Origin of the sequence: Thermaerobacter sp. PB12/4term (assembly GCF_003403315.2) — a bacterium.
Taxonomy (GTDB): domain Bacteria; phylum Bacillota; class Sulfobacillia; order Thermaerobacterales; family Thermaerobacteraceae; genus Thermaerobacter.
The window spans coordinates 127,373-152,065 of the sequence record NZ_CP048407.1; the positions used below are offsets into that span (position 1 = coordinate 127,373).

21 protein-coding genes and 1 pseudogene are annotated in these 24,693 nt (G+C 73.0%); all 22 read left to right on the forward strand.

Annotated elements, in window-relative coordinates; genetic code table 11:
• Positions 1-91 precede the first annotated feature (91 nt).
• The 22 genes and pseudogenes from fsa (at position 92) to murA (ending at position 24,555) form a co-directional block, all read left to right on the forward strand.
• Positions 92-757 (forward strand): fructose-6-phosphate aldolase, encoded by a 666-nt coding sequence (gene fsa / locus DYI95_RS00575; protein ID WP_116901320.1) that lies wholly within the window; start codon positions 92-94, stop codon positions 755-757.
• Positions 758-3,084: 2,327 nt separating this feature from the next.
• Positions 3,085-4,320 (forward strand): transcription termination factor Rho, encoded by a 1,236-nt coding sequence (rho, locus tag DYI95_RS00580; protein ID WP_040827564.1) that lies wholly within the window; start codon positions 3,085-3,087, stop codon positions 4,318-4,320.
• A 370-nt stretch (positions 4,321-4,690) separates the two neighbouring features.
• Complete coding sequence (locus DYI95_RS11930) at positions 4,691-5,539, forward strand: M23 family metallopeptidase (RefSeq protein WP_203530668.1); 849 nt, start codon at positions 4,691-4,693, stop codon at positions 5,537-5,539.
• A 160-nt stretch (positions 5,540-5,699) separates the two neighbouring features.
• Entirely contained in the window at positions 5,700-5,933 is a 234-nt protein-coding gene (gene rpmE, locus DYI95_RS00590) for a 50S ribosomal protein L31 (protein WP_006904697.1), read from the forward strand.
• 88 nt (positions 5,934-6,021) lie between these two features.
• Complete coding sequence (locus DYI95_RS00595; RefSeq protein WP_243149778.1) at positions 6,022-7,134, forward strand: DUF1385 domain-containing protein; 1,113 nt, start codon at positions 6,022-6,024, stop codon at positions 7,132-7,134.
• 105 nt (positions 7,135-7,239) lie between these two features.
• Positions 7,240-8,310, forward strand: a complete 1,071-nt coding sequence (gene prfA, locus DYI95_RS00600) for a peptide chain release factor 1 (protein WP_371731892.1) — start codon at positions 7,240-7,242, stop codon at positions 8,308-8,310.
• Position 8,311: 1 nt separating this feature from the next.
• Positions 8,312-9,307: a peptide chain release factor N(5)-glutamine methyltransferase gene (prmC, locus tag DYI95_RS00605; RefSeq protein ID WP_116901317.1), complete on the forward strand. Its 996-nt coding sequence runs from the start codon at positions 8,312-8,314 to the stop codon at positions 9,305-9,307.
• Positions 9,295-10,746 (forward strand): L-threonylcarbamoyladenylate synthase, encoded by a 1,452-nt coding sequence (locus DYI95_RS00610; protein WP_116901316.1) that lies wholly within the window; start codon positions 9,295-9,297, stop codon positions 10,744-10,746. Before prmC ends, DYI95_RS00610 begins: the two co-directional genes overlap by 13 nt.
• On the forward strand, positions 10,715-11,863 hold the full coding sequence (gene rpiB / locus DYI95_RS13160; protein ID WP_116901315.1) for a ribose 5-phosphate isomerase B: 1,149 nt from the start codon (positions 10,715-10,717) through the stop codon (positions 11,861-11,863). Before DYI95_RS00610 ends, rpiB begins: the two co-directional genes overlap by 32 nt.
• Positions 11,864-12,059: 196 nt before the next feature.
• Entirely contained in the window at positions 12,060-13,139 is a 1,080-nt protein-coding gene (locus DYI95_RS00620) for a glycosyltransferase family 4 protein (protein ID WP_116901314.1), read from the forward strand.
• Positions 13,140-13,643: 504 nt separating this feature from the next.
• Positions 13,644-14,780 (forward strand): annotated as a pseudogene (wecB, locus tag DYI95_RS00625) (non-hydrolyzing UDP-N-acetylglucosamine 2-epimerase); the annotation flags it as partial.
• A gap of 388 nt (positions 14,781-15,168) precedes the next feature.
• The gene (locus DYI95_RS00630; RefSeq protein ID WP_116901312.1) at positions 15,169-15,672 is read left to right on the forward strand and encodes an AtpZ/AtpI family protein; all 504 of its coding nucleotides are present in this window, start codon (positions 15,169-15,171) and stop codon (positions 15,670-15,672) included.
• Positions 15,669-15,995 carry a hypothetical protein gene (locus tag DYI95_RS00635; protein ID WP_116901311.1) on the forward strand — a complete coding sequence of 109 codons (327 nt, stop codon included), beginning with the start codon at positions 15,669-15,671 and terminating at the stop codon, positions 15,993-15,995. The genes DYI95_RS00630 and DYI95_RS00635 overlap by 4 nt, the downstream gene beginning before the upstream one ends.
• Positions 15,992-16,747, forward strand: coding sequence for a F0F1 ATP synthase subunit A (gene atpB / locus DYI95_RS00640; RefSeq protein ID WP_116901310.1), 756 nt, complete (start codon positions 15,992-15,994; stop codon positions 16,745-16,747). The genes DYI95_RS00635 and atpB overlap by 4 nt, the downstream gene beginning before the upstream one ends.
• 78 nt (positions 16,748-16,825) lie before the next feature.
• Positions 16,826-17,071, forward strand: coding sequence for an ATP synthase F0 subunit C (locus DYI95_RS00645; RefSeq protein WP_116901309.1), 246 nt, complete (start codon positions 16,826-16,828; stop codon positions 17,069-17,071).
• A gap of 197 nt (positions 17,072-17,268) precedes the next feature.
• The gene (atpF, locus tag DYI95_RS00650) at positions 17,269-17,751 is read left to right on the forward strand and encodes a F0F1 ATP synthase subunit B (protein ID WP_116901308.1); all 483 of its coding nucleotides are present in this window, start codon (positions 17,269-17,271) and stop codon (positions 17,749-17,751) included.
• Positions 17,748-18,299, forward strand: a complete 552-nt coding sequence (gene atpH / locus DYI95_RS00655; RefSeq protein WP_116901307.1) for an ATP synthase F1 subunit delta — start codon at positions 17,748-17,750, stop codon at positions 18,297-18,299. The genes atpF and atpH overlap by 4 nt, the downstream gene beginning before the upstream one ends.
• A 13-nt stretch (positions 18,300-18,312) precedes the next feature.
• Complete coding sequence (gene atpA, locus DYI95_RS00660) at positions 18,313-19,878, forward strand: F0F1 ATP synthase subunit alpha (protein ID WP_006904683.1); 1,566 nt, start codon at positions 18,313-18,315, stop codon at positions 19,876-19,878.
• 25 nt (positions 19,879-19,903) lie between these two features.
• Positions 19,904-20,848 carry an ATP synthase F1 subunit gamma gene (gene atpG / locus DYI95_RS00665; protein ID WP_116901306.1) on the forward strand — a complete coding sequence of 315 codons (945 nt, stop codon included), beginning with the start codon at positions 19,904-19,906 and terminating at the stop codon, positions 20,846-20,848.
• A gap of 136 nt (positions 20,849-20,984) precedes the next feature.
• Positions 20,985-22,394: a F0F1 ATP synthase subunit beta gene (gene atpD / locus DYI95_RS00670; protein WP_006904681.1), complete on the forward strand. Its 1,410-nt coding sequence runs from the start codon at positions 20,985-20,987 to the stop codon at positions 22,392-22,394.
• A gap of 13 nt (positions 22,395-22,407) precedes the next feature.
• Positions 22,408-22,830 carry a F0F1 ATP synthase subunit epsilon gene (locus DYI95_RS00675; RefSeq protein ID WP_116901305.1) on the forward strand — a complete coding sequence of 141 codons (423 nt, stop codon included), beginning with the start codon at positions 22,408-22,410 and terminating at the stop codon, positions 22,828-22,830.
• Between the two features lie 429 nt (positions 22,831-23,259).
• Entirely contained in the window at positions 23,260-24,555 is a 1,296-nt protein-coding gene (gene murA, locus DYI95_RS00680; protein WP_116901304.1) for a UDP-N-acetylglucosamine 1-carboxyvinyltransferase, read from the forward strand.
• The last annotated feature ends 138 nt before the right edge of the window (positions 24,556-24,693 follow it).

Consider the following 24,693-nt stretch of genomic DNA (forward strand, 5'->3'; position numbering starts at 1 on the left):
GGGGCGGGCGGGCTGGGCCGCCCGGGCAGGCCCGGGGCAGGAAGCGGGCCGCTTCCCCCCGAAACTCTTACTGCCAGAGGAGCGATGGGCCATGGAACTGTTTCTCGACACCGCCCAGGTGGATGAGGTGCGCCGGGCTGCGGCCTGGGGCGTGGTGACGGGGGTGACCACCAACCCCACCTTGATGGCACGAGCCGGTGGGGATCCGGAGGCCATCCTTCGCACCATCGCCGGTCTGATACCCGGTCCCATCAGCGCCGAGGTCATCGCCACCGACGTCGAAGGCATGGTGCGGGAAGGGCGGCACCTGGCGTCCCTGGCCGACAACATCGTCGTCAAGATCCCCATGACGGCGGCGGGCCTGGAGGCGACCCACCGGCTGAGCCGGGAGGGCATCCGGGTCAACGTCACCCTGGTCTTCCAGCCGGGGCAGGCGCTGCTGGCCGCCCGGGCGGGGGCGACCTTCGTCAGCCCCTTCGTGGGCCGGCTGGACGACATCGGGGAAGACGGCATCGGCCTGGTGGCCGAGATCGTGGAGATCTTCCGTACCCACCGCCTGCCGACGCGGGTTCTGGCGGCCAGCATCCGCCACCCGCGCCACGTGATTGCTGCTGCCCGGGTGGGGGCCGACATCGCCACCATGCCCATGGCGGTGCTGGAGCAGCTGATGCGCCATCCCCTGACCGATGCGGGTCTGGAGCGCTTCCTGGCCGACTGGCAAGCCGCTCAGCAGGCACGCGCGGGGGCGCCGGCCTGAGCGGCCCGAGGGGCCGGAGCCGCGGCGGGGCCGGCATCCACGGGAAATCCGGCGCGGCAGGGGGAGCGCCCGGGGCGCCGGCACGGTCCATGGGCCCGCTTGCCTTCGGGCCGGAGGGCCAGCGGCCCGGCGCCGGGGAGGCAGAGGCACCCGCGGGCTGGTACCAGCCAAGGGCCGGCGGGCCTAGCACCAGGGAGCCAAGAGCGCCCGGGGGCCGGCGGCAGCCAAGGGCCGGGCAGGACCCCGGGGCGCCAGGGAACCAGAGGCGCCCGGAGGGCCGGCAGGGCCCAGGGGCCCCGAGGGACCGGGGAGCCAGGGTCCCCGGGGCCAGCGGCGACTGCGGCGTCCGGGGAGCCCAGGGGGCCGGTCCGGGCGCCCCCTGGCGCTCCTTCCTTACCTTGACGGCGACTCCCTCGCCTGCTATACTGCCACCGCACACCAGCGGTGATGGCGCCTGGCCGGGCGCATAGCCTTTTACCACCGACGCAATCCTTATGGTTGGCCTCCTCCTCCCCCAGACGCAGCGCCAAACTCGCCAGCGAGGGTACATGCCCGCCTAAGGGAAGGTGACCTCTTTGCCGGATACAACCGAATCCCACACCGCGTCGCGTTCCCGTTCCGGACGGGCGCGAGGTTCACGCACGCGAAAAGCAGCGGCTGAGGCCGCCCAGCCCGAAGGGGGCGCGGCCGGTGCCGAGACCCGAAAAAGTGAGGAAGGGCCCATGCTAGAAGAACCGGCCGCCACCCCGGCGGTGTCCGAACCGCCGGCCGGAGCCGGCGGAACCACCGGGACTCCCGGGACTTCCGGGACCATCCCCGCTCCCGGCGGTGAGGACGCCGGAGCCGGTGTCCCCGGCGCCTCCCGCGAAGGGGCGGAGAGCGGTCCTTCCGCCGAAGAGGCGGCGACTTCGTCCACCCGCACCCGCCGCCGCCGCACGGGCACCACGGGAACCCGGCGTTCCCGCCGGCAGGCGGCCACGCCAGAAGCGACCACGACGGAAGCGGCGGGCACAACCGCTGTAGAGCCCCCGGCCGGACCCGGCGAGACCATGGCAGGCGCCGCCCCGGCTTCCCCTGCTCCGGCGACCCCTTCCCTGCATGACGGGAGCCTTTCCGTGCCGGACGAACCGGCAACCGCCGCCCAGGACCAAGAAGGTGGCGCTACGGCCGGGCCGGATGGAGCGGCCGTTGCCCCGCGCTCCGCAACGCGGCGGGGACGGCGAGGCCGCACCGCGACCCGGAACGCCACCCCGGAACCGGCAGGTCAACCCGTTCAGGAGGCGCCGTTGGAAGGGATCACCAGGTCGGGTGGCGCAGGCGCCCCGGACATCCCGGGTGGCGAAGCCGCTGCGGGTGATGGGACCTCCCAGGCCACCCCCGACGCTGTCGATGGGACGGATGCCCCGGGCACGCCGGCCGCGCCAGATGCCGGTGCGGCACCGGCGGCCACTGCGGGCGCCGGGCCGGCGTCTTCCGCTGCAGCGGAAGCGGAGGCCCCCCGGCCCGTGGAGGCCGGCGCCGGCCAGGAGCCGGGCGGGCGGCCGGGGGGCGAAGGTGGGCTGCGGCCCGACCCATCGCCTCCCGTTGCTGCAGCCGCACCGGCGTCCCGCCCGGGGGTGGTGGAGTCCGCTACCCCCACCGGCCCCGAGCCCGTGGCCCCCGTTACGCCGGGGGTGCCTGCCGGGCAGTCCAAACAGCCGGCACCGGCGACTCGTAGACAGGAGTTGGCCCCCTCGTCCCAGGTGCCGGTGGCGCCCCAGTTGCTGAGCCGGCCGGCCGAGCCGGTCCGGACGGACGCCCGCCCGCGTTCCCAAACCCGCCTGCCGGAGCAGCAGCGCGGGGAGCAGCGGTCGCGACCGGCCGGACCCGAGCGGGCCGAGGGCCGTTACCGGGGTGGAGTCGCGGCCCGGCCCAACGGCGTGGAGGCGGCCGGTCCCGGCCGCCCGGGCAACGGGTGGCAACGGGGGACGGCGGCCGGGCATCGTCCGGGGGCGGCGGCCCGGTGGGAAGCCCGTGAAGGAGGGTTCCAGGTGCCAGCAGCGATGCCGGCGGAGCCGGCGGCGTCCGGGGAGCGCCCCGGGCTGTACCCTGCCGGGTACCCCGCGGCCGAAGGGGGCCAGCCGGGAACCGGCGGGCCGGGCCAGGGGACCTATGGCGCCGTGGCCGAGCCGGGGGTGGACACCGTCCTCCCGGGAGCACCCGGCGCACCGGCGGCCGGGCCCGGCGGGGCCGGTTCTGCCGGTGGCGACGCGGCGCCCCGCGGGGGGCGCCCGCAGGGACCCGGCCGGGGTCGTCAGGGTAACGGCGGCCGTCCGGACATCCGTGAGATGGAGCAGATGCCCCTCAAGGAGCTGTACGCCCTGGCCCGCCAGCTGGAGATTCCGTACTACAGCTCCATGCGCAAGCAGGAGCTGATCTTCGAGATCGCCAAGGCGCGCACGGAGAAGGACGGTCTGCTCTGGGCCGAGGGCCTGCTGGACATCATGCCCGAGGGGTTCGGGTTCCTCCGGCCGGTCAACTACCTGCCCAGCAAGGAGGACATCTACGTCTCGCCGTCGCAGATCCGGCGCTTCGACCTGCGGCCCGGCGACATGGTGTCCGGCCAGGCGCGACCGCCCAAGGACAACGAGCGCTACTTCGCCCTGCTGCGGGTCGAGGCGGTCAACGGCGTGGACGCGGAGCTGGCCCGGGACCGGCTGCACTTCGAGGGCTTGACGCCCATCTTCCCCAACGAGCGGCTGACCCTGGAGACGCCCAACGGCAGCATCGCCCAGCGGCTGATCGACCTGGTGGCGCCCATCGGCAAGGGCCAGCGCGGCCTGATCGTGGCCCCACCCAAGGCCGGCAAGACGATCCTGCTCAAGCAGATCGCCAATGGCATCGCCTTCAATTACCCCGACGTGGCCCTGATGGTGGTGCTCATCGACGAGCGGCCCGAAGAGGTCACGGACATGGAGCGGTCGGTGCGGGGCGAGGTGCTGAGTTCGACCTTCGACCAGACGCCGGAGAATCACGTCAAACTGGCCGATATGGTGCTGGAGCGGGCCAAGCGCTTGGTCGAACACGGCCGCGACGTGGTGATCCTGCTGGACAGCCTGACCCGGCTCACCCGGGCCCACAACCTGGTCACGCCGCCCAGCGGCCGCACCCTGTCGGGCGGTCTCGACCCCGCCGCCTTCTACAAGCCGAAGCGGTTCTTCGGGGCGGCCCGCAACATCGAGGAGGGCGGCAGCCTAACCATCATCGCCACGGCCCTCATCGACACCGGCAGCAAGATGGACGACGTGATCTACGAGGAGTTCAAGGGCACGGGCAACATGGAGCTGCACCTGGACCGGCGCCTGGCCGAGCGGCGCATCTTCCCGGCCATCGACATCAAGCGCTCGGGCACCCGGCGGGAAGAGCTGCTCCTCAGCAAGGACGAGCAGGAGATCATGTGGGCCCTGCGCCGGTCCATGGGCGACCGCGATCCGGCCGACATCCTGGAGAAGCTGATCGAGCGGATGCGCAAGACCCGTTCCAACGCCGAGTTCATCGCCCAGATCAAGGAGCACCGGAGCTAGGCCGCTGCCGCCGGGGGCGGGGCGCGCCGGTCGACGGCCGGGGCAGGTCCTCGGGCGCTACGTCGCCCAGGGGTGCGGTGCCCCGCAAGCCGGCCCCGCACCCTCCGGGCCGGTTGAAATGCCCCGGGCGGGGTGCGGCCCGCGGTTCAGCCGTGGAGTGTCCTGGGTTTTTCCGCGGACCGGCCGGCGGAGCAGGGGCGGTGGCGCCGGCCGGAACCCGCCGCGCAGGTCGCCGGGGCGGGGGACCGGGCCTCGGGCGCCCGGGGCCGGGGACCAGGCCCTCGGGCAGGCCCGGGGACGGGCTGCATACCGCCGCTGTCTTCCAGCCAAACTCCACCTCGTGCCTGGAAGGTCCACGAGGTGGTGTCCGTTGGCCAACCTGAGTCGCTGGCTCAACCGCATCAATGCGCTCCTGCTCGCCGCATGGCTTGGCATGGTGATGGCCTGGGGACCCGGGCGGGCGGGTCCGGCCCTGGGACGGCCCCAGTCCCCGGACAAGCCGGCCTGGGTGGCCGGGCTCGATGCCCTGGCCGACCGGTGGCTGGGATCCCGGTCCGGCCTTCAGGATCCCGGCGGCCCCCAGCCGCACGGCGAGGGCGGAGCCGGGCGGGCCGGCGCCGGTGGAGCCGTTCAGGAGGCGCAGGCGGCCGGATCGCCCGGTCCGGCGGCGGGCGGGGCCGGGTCCTCCGCCACGGCGGGGGCGGCCCAGGCCCCCGGGGCGACCGCCGGCAGCCAACCCGGCCCGCCGGCCATTCCGCCCGGCCGGCGGTGGCACCCGCCCGTGGAAGGGGTGGCCACCATCACCTCCCTCTTTGGTCCCCGGGACGGGCGCTGGCACCACGGGGTCGACCTGGCGGTCCCCGCCGGCACGCCGGTGCGGGCGGTCTGGGCGGGGCAGGTGCGGCAGGCCGGCTGGCGCGGCGATTACGGCCTGGCGGTGGAAGTGGCCCATCCCGGCGGCTGGTCGACCCTCTACGGCCACCTGGAGTCCCTGGCGGTCGAACGCGGCCAGCAGGTGGCCAGGGGCCAGCTGCTGGGGTGGGTGGGGGCCACGGGCAACGCCACGGGCCCGCACCTCCACCTGGAGGTGCGGGGTGGTCGCGGGTTCTTCGATCCCCTGGCGTGGCTCGACCCCCGCTGGTACCGGCCGTCGCCGGCCCTGCCCGGGAACCGGGAAGCCGGCTCGGGGGCGGGAGCCGGTGCCCGGGGCGGGTCGTGAGGCGGGCCTCCGGGCCGCGGGGGCGGCGGCGATGGCCCCGGCAAAGGGCAATGGCCCGGCAAAGCTGGTATAATGGTTGGGTGCATTCGAGCCGGAACCGCTCCAGCGGTCCGGCCATCTTGTGCGGGCGATGGCGTCCCGCCGCGATGAGGTGAAGGGTATGAAGCCGGGCATCCATCCCGAATACAAGCGGACGGTGATTACCTGCGCCTGCGGGGCCGTGTACGAGGTGGGTTCGACCCGGGAGAACCTGCGGGTCGACGTCTGTGCCCAGTGCCATCCCTTCTACACGGGCACGCAGCGCATCGTCGACACCGGCGGCCGCGTCGACCGGTTCCGCCAGAAGTACGAGCGGTTTCGCCAGGAGCAGCAGGCGGGCGCGGGCGGCCGCTGACGGCCGCTGCCCGGCCCGGCCGGTTCCCCGCCGGCGGTGGCAGGTTGGCTGACCGGGTGGCCGGGGGCCCGCGGAAAGGGCGATGGGCATGGATTGGCGCAACCGCTTCGGCGGCCAGGCGGTGATCGAGGGTGTGATGATGCGCGGTGCCGGGCGCCTGGCCCTGGCCGTCCGGCGGCCTGATGGGAGCATCCATGTCACCGTCCGGCCCCATACCGCCTACACCGCCCGCCGGTCCTGGCTGGGCTGGCCGTTCCTGCGCGGCATCGCCGCCCTGGCTGAGGCCCTGGTGGTGGGCATTCGGGTCCTCAACGAGTCGGCCCGGCTGGCGGAAGAACCGGCCGGCGGGGCTGCCGGCGGGGAGAAACGGGGGCCCGACCACCTGGCGGGCCGTCACGGCCAGGCGGTGCCCGCTAGGGACCAGGGCGCTCCGTCCGGAGACCGCTGGGTGACGGTGGTGAACGTCCTGGCCCTGGCTCTGGGCCTGGTCCTTTTCGTGCTGGTCCCCACCTGGGTCGCCACGGCCATGGCCGCCGGCGAGCTGGCCCGCAATCTGGTGGAGGGCGCCACCCGGCTGGTTCTGCTTCTGGGTTATATGGCGGCCATTGGCCGCCTTCCCGACATCCAGCGGGTCTACCAGTACCACGGGGCTGAGCACAAGGCCATCCATGCCCTGGAAGCCGGGGCACCGCTGGAACCCGAGGTGGCGCAGGGCTTCTCCCGCTTCCACCCGCGCTGCGGGACCGCGTTTCTGCTGTTTGTGGCGGTGACGGCCGTGCTGGTCCACGCCCTGTTCGGCTGGCCGGATTTCTGGCAGCGGACCTTGTTGCGCCTGGCGCTGGTGCCGGTGGTGGCCGGCCTGGCTTATGAATGGATTCTCCTGGCTGCCCGCAGCGCAAGCCCCTGGGTCCGCTGGATGTCGGCGCCCGGCCTGTGGTTGCAGCGGCTGACCACGGCCGAACCCAGCCTGGATCAGCTGGAGGTGGCCCTGGCGGCCCTCAAGGCCTGCCTGCCCCGCGACGGGTCGCAGGCCCCTGCCGGAAGGGAGTCCGGAGCGACCGCGGCCGGCCGGGCACAGGCCGCCGGCGCCGGTGCCGCTGCCGGGGCGGCGGCGGCCCAGCCGACGCAGGCACCGGCGGGGGCCGTGCCGGTGCCGGCCTCGCCCGGCGCTGCCACCTTCCCTCCGCCTGCTTCGAGGTGACGCCGTATGGCCGAAAGGTCCAACTCCGTCCACGCGCACGGCGCCCCGGGTGAAGGCCCGGACCACGGCCCGGAGTCGGGGCCCCTTCCCGAGCTGCCGGGGGCCCTGCGGGAGGCGCTGGCGGCGCGCCTCGGCCGGTTCGACCAGCTGGAGCGGGAACTGGCCGATCCGGCGGTGGCCTCCGATCCCCGCCGCTGGCAGCCCCTGGCCCAGGAACGGGCGGAGCTGGAGCCGCTGGTCGAGGCCTACCGCCGCTGGCGGGAGGCGGCCGCGGACCTGGAGGCCGCCCGGGCCCTCTTGCGGGAGGCCGAGGATGCCGACGAACGTGCCTACCTGGCAGCCGAGGTGGAGCGGTTGGAGGGAGAGCGCCAGGCTCTGGAGCGGGCCTTGCGCGGCCTGCTCCTTCCCCGCGATCCCCGGGACCAGCGGGACGTGATCATGGAGATCCGGGCCGGAACCGGCGGCGAGGAAGCTGCCCTCTTCGCCGGCGACCTCTTCCGCATGTACCAGCGCTACGCCGAGCGCCAGGGCTGGCGCACCGAGATCATGGCCGCCACCGAGAGCGACCTGGGCGGGTTCAAGGAGATCATCTTTGCCGTCAGCGGCCGCGGCGCCTTCAGCCGCCTCAAGCACGAAAGCGGCGTCCACCGGGTCCAGCGGGTTCCCGTGACGGAAGCCGGCGGCCGCATCCACACCTCCACGGCCACGGTGGCCGTGCTGCCTGAAGCCGAGGAGGTGGAGGTCCAGATCGACCCCGACGATCTGGAGATCGACACCTTCGCCGCCAGCGGCCCCGGCGGGCAGCACGTGAACAAGACGGAGTCGGCCGTGCGCATCACCCACAAGCCCACGGGGATCGTGGTGACCTGCCAGGACGAGCGCTCCCAGCACAAGAACCGCGCCCGGGCGATGAAGATCCTGCGTGCCCGGCTGCTGGACTACTACACCCGCCGGCAGCAGGAGGAGCTGTCCCAGCAGCGGCGCTCGCAGGTGGGGACGGGCGAGCGCAGCGAGAAGATCCGCACCTACAACTTCCGTGAGAACCGCGTGACCGACCACCGCATCGGCCTCACCCTGTACCGCCTGCAGGAGGTCATGGACGGCGACCTGGACGAGCTCTTGGATGCCCTGGCCGCCCACGACGAGCAGGTGCGCCTGGGCGAGGCGGTGAGCTGAGATGCCGGGTTTCTGGGAGGAACCCGCCGCCGCACCGCCCGGCGGCGCCCCCGGCTTGACCCCGCCGCCGGGCCCGGCAACGGCCCCCCACCGGACGGGGCCGGCCGGCACCGGCTTGCCGGCCGAGCGCCCGGCCCGGGTGGGCGAGGCGCTGGCCTGGGCCCGGGCCTTCCTGGTCGAGGGGGGCCTGGAGCCGGACGAGGCCCGGGCCTCGGCGCGGGTGCTTTTGGGGGCCGCCATGGACATGCCGGGCGCCCGCCTTCTGGCCGAACCGGAGGCGCCGCTGCCGCCGGCCGCGTGGGCCCGGTTCGTCCAGTGGGTCCTGCGCCGCGCCCGGCGGGAACCCGTGGCCTACATCCTGCAGCGGGCCGAGTTTTACGGGCGCCCCTTCCGCGTCACCCCCGCCACCCTAATCCCGCGGCCGGAGACGGAGGTGCTGGTGGAGGCGGTCCTGCGCACGCTGCCGCCGGAACCGGCGGTGGTGGCCGACCTGGGGACGGGGACGGGCATCGTCGGCGTGACCCTGGCCGCAGAGCGGCCCCTATGGACGGTGCTGGTCACCGATTGCTCAGCCCGTGCCCTCAAGGTGGCGCGGGATAACGCGGCGCGCCACGGGGTGGCGGCGCGCATGCAGTTCTGGGCGGGCGACTGGGCCGAACCCCTGCTGGCCGGCGGCTGGGCGGGCAAGCTGGCCGCCGTGGCCAGCAATCCGCCGTACGTCGCCTCCGCCGACCTGCGCCACCTGCAGGCGGAAGTCTACCGCTACGAGCCCCACTTGGCCCTGAGCCCGGGACCCACGGGGCTGGAGGCGTACCACCGGCTGATCCCCGGGGCAGTCCGGCTGCTGGCGCCCGGGGGCTGGATCTTCCTGGAGGTGGGGGCAGGGCAGGCCGCCGCCGTCCGGCACCTGCTGGGCGCGGTGGGTTGCCGCAACCTGTGCCAGTGGCCCGATCTGGCCGGCATCCCCCGGGTGGTGGCTGGACAATGGACGGCCTGAACCGGCCGCCGGCCGATCCCCCGCCCGCGCCGCCGGGCCGGAAGACCGGGCTGCCAGACCGGGCGGCCGGGCCGCTTGAGCGGTCCCGGTTGTCCGGTGAGGGGACCAGGGCGGCCGCTCGGCCCCCCGGCGCGGGCGGGCGGGAAGGGGATCCCGGCCCCGGCGCCGCCTGGGTCCGCCTGGGGACGGACCCCCACCAGGACGAGGCCGCCGTGCAGCGCGCCGGCGCCATCCTGCGCCAGGGGGGGCTGGTGGCCTTTCCCACGGAGACGGTGTACGGCCTGGGCGCCGATGCCCTCAACCCCCGCGCCGTGGCCCGCATTTTTGCTGCCAAGGGGCGGCCCGCCGACAACCCGCTGATCGTCCACGTGACGGGTCCCGAGCAGGCAGGTTCCGCCCTGGTGGCGTCCTGGCCCGAGGTGGGCCGCCGGCTGGCGGAGCGCTTCTGGCCGGGCCCGCTGACGCTGGTGCTGCCGGCAGGCCCCGCCGTGCCCGCAGCGGTGCGGGCCGGGCTGCCCACGGTGGCCGTGCGCTGCCCTGCCCATCCGGTGGCCCGGGCGCTCATTGCGGCTGCCGGTACCCCCGTGGCGGCCCCCAGTGCCAACCGCTCGGGGCGCCCCAGCCCAACCCGCGCCGAAGACGTCTGGGCCGACCTGGGGCCCCACCTGGACATGCTGCTGGATGCGGGGCCCGTGCCCGTGGGGGTCGAGAGCACCGTGCTGGACGTGACCGCGTGGCCCCCCAGGCTCCTGCGCCCGGGGGGCGTGCCCGCCGAGGACCTGGAAGCCGTGCTGGGGGTGCCCCTGGCGGCGCCGCCGGTGGTGGCGGGCGGTGAGGCGGCGCCGGCGCCGGGGATGAAGTACCGGCACTACGCCCCCGAGGCGCCCTTGGTCCTGGCGCCCGATGCCGGCGCGGGGGCCGTGTTCGTCCGCCGCTGGCTGGCCGAAGGCCAGCGGGTCGCCCTGGTGGGCTGCCGTGAGGACCTGGAGACGTTGCTGGGACAGCTGGGGTTGGGCGGCCGATGGCTTCCTCTGGATGAGGACGAAGGCGACCCGCGGCGGGGCAACGGGGATCCCACCGGTGAGGCCGCGGGTTTCGCCGCGGGACCGGAGGACGGCGAGCTCGCCGCGGGGGTGGCTTCTTCCCCCGGCGTCGGAACGGGCCCTGACGCCGCTACGGGCCCTGGCGGCGGGGTGGAGTGGGATTTCGCCCGGGGGCCGGTGGTCCTCGACCTGGGACCCCGGCACCGGCCCGACCAGCAGGCGCGCCGCCTGTTTCGCGCGCTGCGGGCCGCCGACGCCGCCGGGGCGACGCGGGTGCTGGCCCTGGCGGTGCCCGAGCGCGGGCTGGGGCGCGCCGTGATGAACCGGCTGCGTAAGGCAGCGGCAGGAGGGGAGGTGCCCGGCGATGACCATCCGCAGGGTGCTGGTCGTCTGTAGCGGCAACACGTGCCGGAGTCCCATGGCCGCAGCCTACCTGAAGCAGGCCCTGGCAGAGGCTGGTGTGCAGGCCGCGGAGGTGGCGTCCGCCGGTCTCCATGCCGTCCCGGGGCTCCCGGCGGCGGCCGAGGCCCGGGAGGCCGTGGCTCGTGACGGGCTGTCCCTGGCAGACCACCGCAGCCAGCCCGTGACGGCGGATTTGCTGGAGGGTGCCGACCTGGTCCTGGCCATGACCCGTTCCCAGGCGGAGGAACTCCGCCGCCGCTTTCCCGGGATCGCGCCGCGGGTCGCCCTCTGGCGGGAGTGGGCGACCGGCGCCTCCCTGCCCGACGCCGATGTGCCCGACCCCTTTGGCCAGGGGCTGGCGGATTATCAGATCCTGGCCCGGCAGCTGCGGCGGGAGGCGGCCATGGCGGCGCAGCGGCTTGCCGGTCTGCTGGGCGGGGCTTCGCAGAGGGGAGGCTGGCCCCGGCCCGTCGCCGCCCCGGGGGTGGACGCCGCCCCCGGCACCGGAGTCTCTCCTGCCACCGGAGTCGCCCCCGGCGCCAGTGCCGGCGCCGGAGGGGACATGGCTTCGCATACCAGGAGGGAGGAACGCGCCGTGACCGGGAGGGAAGAACGCGCCGTGGACCAGGCCGGCGGAGCCCGGGGGGCATCGGGGCGCCTGCGGGTCGCCATCGGCAGCGATCACGCCGGGTTCGACCTCAAGCAGGACCTCATCGCCTTCATGGAGGAACGCGGCCTGGAGGTCATCGACGTGGGCACCCACCAGCGGGAATCGTGCGACTACCCTGACTACGCGCGGGCGGCCTGCGAGAAGGTGCTGGAGGGTGAGGCGGACCGGGCGGTGCTGATCTGCGGTACGGGCATCGGCATGGCCATTGCGGCCAACAAGCTTCCGGGCATCCGGGCCGCGTGCTGCACCGAGCCCTACTCGGCCCGCCTGACCAGGCAGGACAACGACAGCAATGTGCTGACCCTGGGCGCGCGGGTGGTCGGGCCCGGAATGGCCCGGGAGATCCTGGCCACCTGGCTTGAGACGCCCTTCGCCGGCGGGCGCCACCAGCGCCGGCTCGACAAGATCGCTGCCCTGGAACGCGAATCTATGCAACGGTGACCGTTTTGGACCGGGGAGGAATGATTGTTAACCTTCTGTAAATAATGGAAACCGCCCTGGCGAGCCCTTTGACACCGCAGGGGGCGGGTTCTACAATCCATGAGGACGCCGGCCGGAGACTGCGGCCGGGGCGGGCGGCGCCCTGTGGTGGAGGGGGTCGCCTGCCGGTTGGGAGAGAACGGGAGGAAGAGCCGTCATGCCATCGTGGGCCCATTCCCAGTCGCACTGGCTGGCGCTGGCCGTCGCGGCGCTGGTGGCCCTGGTGACCACCCCCCTGGTGCGGGCTGTGGCCCTCCGCCTGGGGCTGGTCGCCCGCCCGACCCCGCGCAGCGTGCACCGGGTTCCGGTGCCGCACCTGGGCGGCCTGGCCATCTTTGCCGGGTTCGTCGCCGCGGTGCTGGCCAGCCTGGGTTGGGCCGATGCCGATGTGGCGGCGGTGCTGCTGGGCGGCCTGGTCATGGTGGCCGTGGGCCTGGCCGACGACGTGCTGGATCTGCCGCCCGTGGTCAAGCTGGCGGGCCAGGTGGCGGCGGCGCTGGTCGCCGTGGTACATGGCATCCGCATCGAAGTGCTGACCAATCCCCTCGGGCTGCTGACGCCCACCGGGGCCGACGACCTGCTGGTCCTGGGGGCATGGGGCATTCCCCTCACCGTGCTGTGGATCGTCGCCATGAGCAACGTGATCAACCTGATCGACGGGCTGGACGGCCTGGCGGCGGGGATCGGGTCCATTGCCGCCCTGACGGTGCTGGTGGTGGCGCTCCAGACGGGGCAGCCGCTGGAAGCGGTGCTGCTCATGGCGGCCCTGGCCGGCAGCACCCTGGGGTTCCTGCCCTATAACTTCAACCCGGCCAAGATCTTCATGGGCGACACGGGGGCCCTTTTCATCGGCTACACCATCGCCACCGTCTCGGTGGTGGGCCTCTTGAAGAGCGCGGCCGTGGTGGCCCTGGCCGTACCCGTGATGGTTCTGGCCCTGCCCATCGCCGACACCGCCCTGGCCATCCTGCGGCGCCTGCAGGCGGGACGGCCCGTCATGGCCGCCGACCGGGACCACCTGCACCACCGGCTGATGCGCCTCGGCTTCAGCCACCGGGACGCGGTACTGGTGATGTATCTCATCACCGCCTGGCTGGCGCTGGGGGCGGTCTCGGTCGCCGAGGGGAACATCCTGCAGGGCGTGCTGATCGTCGTCACCCTGGCCGCGTCGGTTCACCTGGTGGCCCGCAAGCTGGTGGAGTGGAACCGGCAGCGGCCGCGGCGCCTGGGCCACTGAGCCTCCCGCCGAATCACCTGCCCCAGGGCCCGGTGCCGCCGGGCATGGACCCGGCGGCTTCCCGCCGGCCTCCTGCCGGAACTTGTTTGGCAAGCCGCCAACGTGACAACCTGACATCATCGCCTCCGCACCCCTCCAGGGGGTGTCCGGCCGGCGCCACGGGATCGGCACCCTATCCCCGGAGGGACCAGGCTACCCGGTGCGGCCGGCTCCCGCGCGGCGGCGGAGACGGAGGCGAAGGAGGGGCAGAGCTGGATGGGGCAAGCTGAGCGGGCCCGCCGGTTCCCGGGCGGCGCGGCGGGCGGCACGGTGCCGCGGGCGCCCCGGCGGGAACCGGGCGCCGGAGGTCGAGGGGAGGCCGGGACCTCCGGGGGGGCCGCGCCGTTCCACCCGGACAGCCCGGCCGGTAGGCTGGGGAGCCCGGCGGATGGGGGCGCAGGCGGGGGTAGCGGCCGGTCCGGTGGCGCCGCCGGGGCGGCCGGAACGGCAGCCCTGCGCGCCCGCCTGGGAGCGCGCAGGCCGGCGGGCCAGCCGCTCAAGGTCCTGGTGGTGTTTGGCACCCGCCCCGAAGCCACCAAGATGGCACCGGTCGTTCACCAGCTGGCGCGGCGGCCGGCCATTCGCGTGCAGGTGGCCGTGACGGCGCAGCACCGGGAACTGCTCGACCAGGTCCTTCATCTCTTCGGCATCGAACCCGACTTCGACCTGGACATCATGCAACCCCGGCAAACCCTGACCGACATCACGACCCGGGCCCTGCAGGGTCTGGAGGCGGTGCTGCGCCAGGCGCAGCCCCATCTGGTGCTGGTCCACGGCGACACCACCACCACCCTGGCCGGCGCGCTCGCCGCCTTCTACCACCAGGTGGCCATCGGCCATGTGGAGGCGGGCCTGCGGACCTACGACAAGTACCAGCCCTTTCCGGAAGAGATCAACCGGCGGCTCACCGACGCCCTGTGCGACCTGCACTTCGCGCCCACCCCGGCCTCCCGGGCGAACCTGCTGCGGGAGGGCATCGACCCGGCCGGGATCTTCGTCACGGGTAACACCGCCATCGATGCCCTACTGTCGGTGGTTTCGCCCGGTTACCGCTTCCGCCGGGACGATCTGGCCCGCTTCCCGTCGCCCGGCCGGCGCCTGGTCCTCTGCGAAGCCCACCGCCGGGAGAACTGGGGCGAGCCCCTGGAGGCGGTGGCCCGTGCCCTGCGGCGGCTGGTGGAGAGCCACCCCGACATCGAGCTGGTCTACTCGGTCCACCCCAACCCGGTGGTGGCCGGCACCATCCGCCGCCACCTGGAGGGAATCGAGCGGGTGAGCCTGCTGGATCCGCCGGAGTACGCCGACTGGGCCAACCTGATGGCCCGCGCCACCCTGCTGCTGACGGATTCCGGCGGGTTGCAGGAAGAGGCGCCCGCCCTGGGCTTGCCGGTGCTCCTGTTGCGGGACAAGACGGAGCGGCCGGAAGCGGTGGAGGCAGGCACCGTGCTGCAAGTCGGCCCCCACGAGGAGCCCATCCTGCGCACGGCCCGGCGGTTGCTGACCGATCCTGCCGCCTACCGGCAGGTGGCCCAGGCCCGCAACCCCTTCGGCGACGGGCAGGCGGCGCGGCGCACCGTGGAAGCCATCGAGTATGCCTTCGGGCTGCGGGACCAGCCGCCCGACCCCTGGGATCCGGGACTGCCTCCGGCCCAGGCGGTCCCGGCCGCCGCTCCGGCGGAATCCCCGCCGGGCCACGGCCTGAGCCCCGGCGACCCGCAGGCGGCCCGTTCGTCCTGAGGGGCCCGGTGAAGGTACGGCGTTCCCGCGGCCCCTTCCCGGCTGCCACGCGTGCGGCGAGCCGGGGGGCGGGATCCCCAGGCCGGCCCGGGTCCCGGCAGGAGGGCTTCGCGGGCCTAGGGTGGGAATCCGGTTGCCCGCCCTACGGCCCTCTGCTAATCTACCGCTGGTGCGCGCGCCAGTGGCCTCCGGAACCGGCCCGGCGGCGCCCCGGCGGTAACCTGGCAGGGGACCGCAGCAGGGAGGATGGACCATGGCGGGCGACAGCCCTTCCAGGCCCAGGCGGCCCCGCAAGGCCGTGCTGCCCCCCCGCAAGGCCACGCCGCCCGGGGCGCGGGACGGCTCCGGGAGGGCGCGGGGCGGCTCCGGGAGCGGGCTGCGGGGTGCGGGCACGCTCTTCGAGCTGGCTTTCACCTTCGCGGGTACCCTGCTGGCCGGCATGGCCATCGGCTACTACGGCGGCCGCTGGCTGGACGGGTGGCTGGGCACGGCACCCTGGCTGCAGCTCCTGGGGCTCATGCTGGGCGTGGTGGCTGCCTTCCGGGTCCTGTGGCGTACCCTCCAGCGCCTGGATGCGGACGAACCGGCCGCCGGCGGGCCGGGGCGCGGCCACGGGGGACCGGGCATGCCGGGCAGAGGGCCGGGCGCAACCGGTCCGGGCTCTTCCGGCTCCCGGCCCGATCCTTCCGCCGGCCGCGGGCTTCCCAGGGACCCGGCAGAGCAGGAACGCGGCGGAAAGGGCGGGCCGTCTTCGTGAACGCTTTCACAAGCTGGGCGGATCCGGCACTGGGGCTGGCGGCCGGGGTGTGGGGCATGCTCTGGGGATTTGCCAACTACCGGTTGCTTGCCGGTCCCCTGCAGCGAATGTGGACCGCCACGGATCGCGAAGCGATTGCCACACTTCAACAGCAAGTTCTGGGCCGATTCTTGTTGCGCATGGCTCTAAGTTTTGTTTCACTCTTGATGGTGTTCCTGGTGACCGGCCGGCCCCTGGCCATCCTCGCGGCCGTTGCCGGGCTCATCCTGGCCGGTGACGCTCCCCTGTTCTTCCGGATGCGAGCAAGGAGGGAACGGGCTTGACCCCATGGCTGCAGCTGGCCGCCGCGGGCGGCGAGGCGGCGGAGGGCGGGCACGGGGCCGAAGGCGCGCACGTGGTCTTCCACCTGTTCGGGCTGCCCGTGCACGAGTCCATCGTCACCATGTGGATCCTCATGGCCCTGATCATCGTGCTGGGGATCGCAGCAGCCCGCGGCCTGCACCTGGTGCCGCGCAATCGCTTTCAGATGGCCGTCCAGTGGGCCGTGGAATCCCTTTACGGTTTTGTGACCGACATCATGGGCCGGGAGCGGGCGCGCCAGTTCACACCGCTGTTGGGCTCCTTCTTCGTTTTGATCCTGCTGAGCAACTACACCGGCCTGCTTCCCCTTCTGCCCCACGAGAACTGGTTCCAGCCGCCGACGAGCCGCTGGGGCGTGACCGGCGGCCTGGCCATCTTCACCTTCGTGGCCGTCCAGGTCTACGGCTTCCGGCGCCACGGGCTGGGGTACTTTCGGCGCTTTCTTGAAGGGCCTGTCTTCCTCTGGCCCCTGACGGTTCCCCTGGCGGTCATTGAAGAGCTGATCAAGCCCTTCTCCCTGTCCTTGCGTCTGTTCGCCAACATCTTTGGTGGCGAGGCGGTCCTGGCAGGGCTGTTGGCCGCCCTGCCCTGGTTCCTGCCCATGGGCGTGATGTTCATCGAGGTCATCGCCGGGTTCGTGCAGGCGCTAATCTTCACCATGCTGTCGGCCCTGTACATCGAGGCGGCCACCGCCGAGTTCCACCACGAGCACTGAGGAAGATTTTCAGGCTTGACCCGCGGGCGGCTGCGGCGGCCCGCCGGGCAAAGTTTTCGGAAAGGAGGGGGAGACGCGGTGGAAGGAATCACCGGGATTGCGTTCTTCTCCGCGCTGGCGGTCATCGGCCTGGCCATCGCTGCCTTCGGCTCGGCCACCGGCCAGGCGCGGGCGGCGGCGGCGGCGCTGGACGCCATCTGGCGCCAGCCTGAGGCGGCCGGCCGTATCCAGACGGTGCTGATCCTGTCGCTGGCCTTCCTCGAGTCGCTGACCCTGTTCACCTTCGCCCTCGCCTTCCTGTTCGCCGGCCAGGTGGCCGGTTGATGGGACGCCGGCAGGGGCGTAGCCCGCCCCTGCCGGCGGCGAGGCGGGTTGGGTGGCGGGGGGCGGCCGGGCCCGGGCTCCATCGGTTGCATCGGACCGCCCCCCAATGGCGTTGTGGGGCCATGGACCACGCCCCGGCGGGGCCGGGCAGGCCACGGCCTGCTACCGGGTACCGCCCGCGGCTGGAGGGAACAACGGTGCATATTTCACCCGAGTTGATCTGGGCGTTTATCAACTTTTTCCTGTTCGTCGTCGTGCTCGCCCGGTTCTTCTGGCGTCCGGTGATGGAGTTGCTGGACCGGCGCCGGGAGGAGATCGAGGTCAACCTGGCCGCTGCCGAGCGCGCCCGGGAAGAGGCGGCCCGGGCCGAGGCGGAGTACCGCCAGCGGCTGGCGGCCGCCCAGCGGGAGGCCCAGAGCATCCTGGAGCGGGCGACCCAGCTGGCGGAGCAGGAGCGCCAGGAGCGGTTGGAGGCCGCGCGCCGCGAGGCGGAGCAGCTGCTGGAACGGGCCCGGGCGACCATCGAGCGGGAGAAGGAGCAGGCCATCGCCGCGCTGCGGCGGGAGGTGGCCGACCTGACCCTGCTGGCCACGGAGCGGGTGCTGGGCCGGGTGCTGGACGCCGAAGATCAGCGCCGGCTGGTGACCGAGGCCGTGGAAGAGGTGGCGAACCTGCGATGAAGCGTCGCCCCCTCGCCCAACGCTACGCCCGGGTGCTGTACGATCTCGGCCGCGAGAGCAGTGAACTCGACCGCCTGGCCGCCGACCTGGCCCGCGTGCTCGACGTCTTCGGCGAGCACCCCGAGTTGCGCCAGCGCTTCGAGAGCCTGGCCGTCCCGGCGCGTGACAAGCAGCAGCTGATCGAGTCCGTCTTCGGGGACCGGGTCCATCTGTGGGTAGGCAACCTGCTGCGGCTGCTGGTGCGCCGGCGGCGGGAAAACCTGCTGCCGGACATCGTGGCCGAGTTTACTGCCCTGCGCGACCGGGAGGCGGGCGTGCTGGAGGCCGAGGTGGAGGCGGCGGCGGAGCTGCATGCCGCCACCCGGCAGCGCCTGGAGGAGGAGCTGGCCCGCTCCCTGGGGGCCCGCCAGGTCCGCCTCGCGGTGCGGGTTCGTCCGGAGCTGCTGGGCGGCCTGGTGGTGAAGATCGGCGACCGCCGGCTGGATGCCAGCCTGCGCCGCCGGCTGGTGCAGCTGCACCGCCGGCTGGCGACGGGCGGTCAGGCGTAGGAGGGACGAGCTGGTGAGCATTCGTCCGGAAGAGATCACCGCCATCATCCGGCAACAGATCGAAAACTTCGAGGGCCGCGCCGAGCTGGAAGACGTGGGCACCGTGATCCAGATCTCCGACGGCGTGGCCACCGTGTACGGCCTGGAAAAGGTCATGGCCAGCGAGCTGGTGGAGTTCCCCAAGAGCGGGGTCTACGGCATGGCCCTGAACCTGGCCGAAGACTCCGTGGGCGTGGTCGTGCTCGGGCCCTACACGGACATCAAGGAAGGCGACGAGGTGCGGCGCACGGGCCGAATCATCCAGGTGCCGGTGGGCCCCGAGCTCTTGGGCCGGGTGGTGAACCCCCTGGGCCAGCCCATCGACGGCGGCCCTGCCATCAATGCCACCCGCACGCGGCCCATCGAGTCGCCGGCTCCCGGCGTCATCGTCCGGCAGTCGGTCAACCAGCCCCTGCAGACGGGGTGGAAGGCCATCGACTCGATGATCCCCATCGGCCGCGGCCAGCGCGAGCTGATCATCGGCGACCGCCAGACCGGCAAGACCGCCCTGGCGGTGGACACCATCATCAACCAGAAGGACCAGAACGTCATCTGCGTCTACGTGGCCATCGGCCAGAAGGCGTCCACCGTGGCGGGCGTGGTGGAGACCCTGCGCAAGTACGGCGCCATGGACTACACCATCGTGGTGTCCGCCACCGCGTCCCAGCCGGCGCCGCTGCTCTACATCGCGCCCTATGCCGGCTGCGCCATGGGCGAGTACTTCATGTACGAGGAGCACCGGGACGTGCTGGTCATCTACGACGACCTCACCAAGCAGGCCTGGGCGTACCGCGAGCTGGCCCTGCTGCTGCGGCGGCCGCCGGGACGCGAGGCCTACCCCGGTGACGTGTTCTACCTGCACTCCCGCCTGCTGGAGCGGGCGGCCCGGCTGAGCGACGAGGTGGGCGGAGGGTCCCTGACGGCCCTGCCCATCATCGAGACCCAGGCCGGCGACATCTCGGCGTACATCCCGACCAACGTCATCTCCATCACCGACGGCCAGATCTTCCTGGAGTCGGACCTGTTCTACTCCGGCGTCCGGCCCGCCATCGACGTCGGCCGGTCGGTGTCCCGCGTGGGCTCGGCCGCCCAGATCAAGGCCATGAAGCAGGTGGCCGGCCGCCTGCGCCTCGACCTGGCCCAGTACCGCGAGCTGGCCGCCTTCGCCCAGTTCGGCTCCGACCTGGACAAGGCCACCCAGGCGCGCCTGGCCCGCGGCCAGCGGGTGACGGAGATCCTCAAGCAGGGCGAGCACCAGCCCATGCCCGTGGAGGAACAGGTCGTAGCCATCTACTGTGGCGTCAACGGGTATCTGGACGACGTGCCCGTGGAACGGGTGCGGGAGTTCGAGCGGGAGTTCCTCCAGTACCTGAAGCGGTTCAATCCGGAGGTGCTGGAGTCCATCCGCACCCAGAAGGAGATCACCAAGGAGAACGAGCAGCGCCTGCAGGCGGCCATCCAGCAGTTCAAGGCCGGCTTCCTGGCGGAGGGGCAACAGGGCACGGGGCAGCCCGCCCCGCAGGCGCAGCGGGCGTCGTGAGCCCGGCCGGGAAGGGTGAGTGGCCATGGCCTCGATGAGGGACATCCGGCGGCGGATCCGGGCGGTGCGCAGCACCCAGCAGATCACCCGCGCCATGTACATGGTCGCCGCCGCCAAGCTGAAGAAGGCCGAAGAGGCCGCCCGTTCCGGCCGCCCCTATGCCGCCGCGTTGCGGGCCATGCTGGCCCGCCTGGCAGGCTCCGAGCAGGCGCGCCAGCATCCCCTGGTGGCGCCCCGGCCCGTGCGCCGGGCCGGGCTGGTGATCATCACCGGTGACCGGGGCCTGGCGGGCAGCTACAACGCCAACGTCATCCGCCGGGCCGAACAGGAACTGCGCCAGCTGCCCGAAGGGGTCGAACCGGTCCTGGTCACCGTGGGCCGCAAGGGCCGCGACCACTTCCGCCGCCGGGGCTACCCGCTGGCCCATGAGCTGACGGGCATCGGCGAGGACGTGGACTTCGCCACGGCCCGGGAACTGGCCCGCTGGCTGGTCGACCGCTACCTGGCGGGGGCCATGGACGAGGTCCGGCTCATCTACACCGAGTACCGCTCGGCCATCAGCCAGCGGCCGGTGGTGATGCGCCTCGTGCCGGTGGCCGGCCTGGACGAGCAGCCCGGCGGGGAGCCGGGGCGGGGCGCCGCGAACCCCGCCGGGGTCGAGCCTGCGGGACGGCAGGCTCCCGGTTCCGGCCCCACGCCCGGCTCCTGGCGGGAATACATCTACGAGCCGTCGGAGCAGGCCATCCTGGAGGCGCTGCTGCCCAAGTACGTGCAAATCCTGGTCTTCCGCGCCCTGCAGGAGGCGAAGGCCAGCGAGCACGGGGCCCGCATGACGGCGATGAAGAATGCCACCGACAACGCCGGCGAGCTGATCGACACCCTGACCCTGGAGTACAACCGGGCCCGCCAGGCGGCCATCACCAAGGAGCTGGCGGAGATCGTCAGCGGCGCCGAGGCCCTCAAGGGCTAGCCGGCCCGGCCGGCGGCCCGCCGCCGGGTCCGGCCCGGAGCTGCCGGGCCTGGGCCGGCTAGGGCCAGGCCGGAGGCGGCCGGTTCGTCCAGCACCGGGCGGGACGGTGGCGCCGAGGACCGGAGGGAACACAGCAATGGCCGAGAAGAACGTGGGCCGGGTCGTGCAGGTCATCGGCCCGGTGGTCGACATCGAGTTCCCCGAGGGCAACCTGCCCGACATCTACAACGCCATCAAGATCCAGGCCAAGACCGAAGAGGTGGAGATCGACCTGACGGTGGAGGCCGCCCAGCACCTGGGCAACAACGTGGTCCGCTGCGTGGCCATGGCCTCCACCGACGGCCTGCAGCGCGGCATGCCGGCGGTGGACACCGGCGGTCCCATCTCCGTGCCCGTGGGCCGCGAGGTGCTGGGGCGGATGTTCAACGTCCTGGGCGAGCCCATCGACGGCAAGGAGCCGCCCCAGGCCAAGAAGCGGTATCCCATCCACCGGCCCGCGCCGGACGTGGCCGACGTCAACCCCGCCACGGAGATCCTGGAGACGGGCATCAAGGTCATCGACCTGATTTGCCCCTTTGCCCGCGGCGGCAAGGTCGGCCTGTTCGGCGGCGCCGGCGTGGGCAAGACCGTCATCATCATGGAGCTGATCCACAACATCGCCTACAAGCACGGCGGCTTCTCCGTCTTCGCCGGCGTGGGCGAGCGCACCCGCGAGGGCAACGACCTGTACCACGAGCTCAAGGAGTCCGGGGTGCTCGACAAGACGGCCCTGGTCTTCGGCCAGATGAACGAGCCCCCGGGCGCCCGCCTGCGGGTGGGCCTGACGGGCCTGGCCATGGCCGAGTACTTCCGGGACGAAGAGGGCCAGGACCTGCTGCTCTTCATCGACAACATCTTCCGCTTCACCCAGGCCGGTTCGGAGGTATCGGCCCTGCTGGGGCGCATGCCCAGCGCCGTGGGTTATCAGCCCACGCTGGCCACGGAGATGGGCAACCTGCAGGAACGGATCACCACGACGCGAAAGGGCTCCATCACCTCGGTGCAGGCGGTGTACGTCCCCGCCGACGACTACACCGACCCGGCGCCGGTGACCACCTTCGCCCACCTGGACTCCACGGTCCGGCTGGAGCGGGCCATTGCCGAGCGCGGCATCTACCCGGCCGTCGACCCGCTGGCCTCCACCTCCCGGATCCTGGACCCCAACATCGTGGGCCAGGAACACTACGAGGTGGCCCGCGGCGTCCAGCAGGTGCTGCAGCGGTATAAGGACCTGCAGGACATCATCGCCATCCTGGGCATGGACGAGCTGACGGAAGAGGACAAGCTGATCGTACAGCGGGCGCGCAAGCTGGAGCGCTTCCTGTCCCAGCCCTTCTTCGTGGCCGAGGTGTTCACCGGCACGCCGGGCAAGTACGTCAGCCGCGAGGAGACCGTCCGGGGCTTCAAGGAGATCCTGGAGGGCAAGCACGACGACCTGCCCGAGGCGGCCTTCTACATGGTCGGCACCATCGACGAGGCCGTGGAGAAGGCGAAGACCCTGGTCTGAGAGGGGCGACACCATGGCGGAGCGCGCCATCACCCTGGAGGTCATCACGCCGGAGCGGGTGGTCTTCCGCGAGGAGGTCGACTCGCTGATCGTGCCGGGAGCCGAGGGCTTGCTGGGCGTGTTGCCCGACCATGCCCCCATGGTGGCGGCCCTGAAGATCGGCATCCTGACTTACCGCAAGGACGGCGAGCGGCGCCGGGTGGCGGTGGCGGGCGGGTTCTTCGAGGTGGCGGACAACCACGCCGTGGTGCTCTCCGACGCCGCCGAGCGGGCCGAAGAGATCGACGTGCTGCGGGCGCGCCAGGCGGCCGAGCGGGCGCGCCGCCGCCTGGCCGAACGGGAGGCCAACTGGGACTTTGAACGGGCGCGGGCGGCCCTCAACCGGGCGCTGAACCGGCTGCGGGCCGCCGGGGCCGACACCGGCGACCTGGCCTGAACCCGCCGCTGCGCGCCGGCCCCGCGCCGGCGCGCAGCGTGCGTGGGGATGCAGCGCCCGGGCCGGTCGCCGGCCCCCGGGGCCGGCGGAGGTCCACCCGCCGGCCGGCGGGGACCGGGCCCGCGCGACGGGTGGGCAACCCCCAGGGCGGTGGGCGCCTTCCCAAGAGCCGCCTGGAACCCCGGACGGGCCGGGGACGATAACATACATGGGGATCCACGCGGCGGCCCCCCGCCCGCCTCAGGGCGGCCGGGGGCACAATCGGGCGGCCGCCCGCGAATCCCTTATCGGCGGGCACGCCGAAGGTGCGCCTGCAGCGTGCGGTGCCGCAGAACGGAGCGGCGCGCGGCAGGGTGGGTCCTCGGCGCCCGGCGTGTCCCGGTTGCGGCCCGCCCGCCTGCGGGCGTGGCCCTGGAGGGGGTTGAGACGGTGGAACGAATCGTGGTTCGCGGCGGGCGCCCCCTGCAGGGTCAGGTGAGGATCAGCGGAGCCAAGAACGCGGCCTTGCCGATCCTGGCGGCTACCTTGCTGGCGGAAGACACCTGCTTGCTGTATGACATCCCGTCGCTGGACGACGTGGTCACCATGACCCGCATGCTGACCCAGCTGGGGGTCACGGTGGAGTCCACGGGGGAGGGTGCCCTGGCCGTCCACCCGGCGGCGGAGCTCCAGTACGCCGCGCCCTATGACCTGGTGCGGCGCATGCGTGCGTCCATCCTGGTCCTGGGACCGCTGCTGGCCCGCCTGGGGCGCGCCCGGGCCGCCCTGCCCGGAGGCTGCGCCATCGGGCAGCGTCCCATCGACCTGCACCTGAAGGGCTTTGCCGCCCTGGGCGCCGATGTGGAGGTCAGCGGCGGCGAGGTGGAGGTCCGGGCCCCCAGGGGGCTGCGCGGCACCTCGATTTACCTGGACGTGCCCAGCGTCGGGGCGACGGAGAACATCATGATGGCCGCCGTCCTGGCCGAGGGCACGACCACCATCGAAAACGCCGCGGAAGAACCGGAGATCGTCGACCTGGCCAACTTTCTCAACACCCTGGGAGCCGACGTGCGCGGCGCCGGCACGCGGGTGATCCAGATCCACGGCGTGCCGGTGCTGGGAGGCGGGACGTACACCATCATCCCCGACCGCATCGAGGCGGGCACCTTCCTGCTGGCGCCCCTGGTGGCCGGAGGCCAGGTGACGGTCACCGGGGTGGTGCCGGAACACCTCAAGTCCCTGCTGGCCAAGGTGCGGGAGATGGGCGCCGATGTGGCGGTCGACGGGGACGAGGTGACCGTGGCGGTCAGCAGCCGGCCCAAGGCGGTGGACATCAAGACCCTGCCCTACCCGGGCTTTCCCACCGACCTGCAGGCGCCCATGATGGCGGCCCTGGTCACCGCCGACGGAACGGCCACGGTGACCGAAACCCTCTTCGAGAATCGCTTCGCCCACGTGCCGGAGCTGCGCCGCATGGGTGCGCGGATCCAGATCCAGGGGCAGACGGCCATCATCACCGGGGTCGAACGGTTGCAGGGTGCGCCGGTCACCGCCACCGACCTGCGCTCGGGTGCGGCCCTGGTGCTGGCCGGGCTCGGGGCCGAAGGGATCACCGAGGTCAGCGGCGTCCACCACATCGACCGGGGCTACGTGGGCATCGAGCAGAAGCTGCGGGCCCTGGGCGCCGACGTGGCGCGCCTGTCCACGGAGGACGACCCGCTGGCGGCGGCCCTGCTCCTGCACTAGGCCTTGCACCAGGCCGCGCGGCGCCTGCTCCGCCGTCGCGGAACCGGATGGCGCCAGGAACTCCGAACCCTTTCGTCCGGGTGCGAGCCCCGGAGCCATGGCCCCGGGGCTCGCGCCGCTTTTTGCAGGTCTTGCGCC

Coding starts and splice junctions, on each gene's coding strand:
- fsa (WP_116901320.1), top strand. CDS start 92: ATGGAACTGTTTCTCGACACCGCCCAGGTGGATGAGGTGCGCCGGGCT.
- rho (WP_040827564.1), top strand. CDS start 3,085: ATGGAGCAGATGCCCCTCAAGGAGCTGTACGCCCTGGCCCGCCAGCTG.
- rpmE (WP_006904697.1), top strand. CDS start 5,700: ATGAAGCCGGGCATCCATCCCGAATACAAGCGGACGGTGATTACCTGC.
- DYI95_RS00595 (WP_243149778.1), top strand. CDS start 6,022: ATGGATTGGCGCAACCGCTTCGGCGGCCAGGCGGTGATCGAGGGTGTG.
- prmC (WP_116901317.1), top strand. CDS start 8,312: ATGCCGGGTTTCTGGGAGGAACCCGCCGCCGCACCGCCCGGCGGCGCC.
- DYI95_RS00610 (WP_116901316.1), top strand. CDS start 9,295: ATGGACGGCCTGAACCGGCCGCCGGCCGATCCCCCGCCCGCGCCGCCG.
- rpiB (WP_116901315.1), top strand. CDS start 10,715: ATGACCATCCGCAGGGTGCTGGTCGTCTGTAGCGGCAACACGTGCCGG.
- DYI95_RS00620 (WP_116901314.1), top strand. CDS start 12,060: ATGCCATCGTGGGCCCATTCCCAGTCGCACTGGCTGGCGCTGGCCGTC.
- DYI95_RS00630 (WP_116901312.1), top strand. CDS start 15,169: ATGGCGGGCGACAGCCCTTCCAGGCCCAGGCGGCCCCGCAAGGCCGTG.
- atpH (WP_116901307.1), top strand. CDS start 17,748: ATGAAGCGTCGCCCCCTCGCCCAACGCTACGCCCGGGTGCTGTACGAT.
- atpG (WP_116901306.1), top strand. CDS start 19,904: ATGGCCTCGATGAGGGACATCCGGCGGCGGATCCGGGCGGTGCGCAGC.
- atpD (WP_006904681.1), top strand. CDS start 20,985: ATGGCCGAGAAGAACGTGGGCCGGGTCGTGCAGGTCATCGGCCCGGTG.
- DYI95_RS00675 (WP_116901305.1), top strand. CDS start 22,408: ATGGCGGAGCGCGCCATCACCCTGGAGGTCATCACGCCGGAGCGGGTG.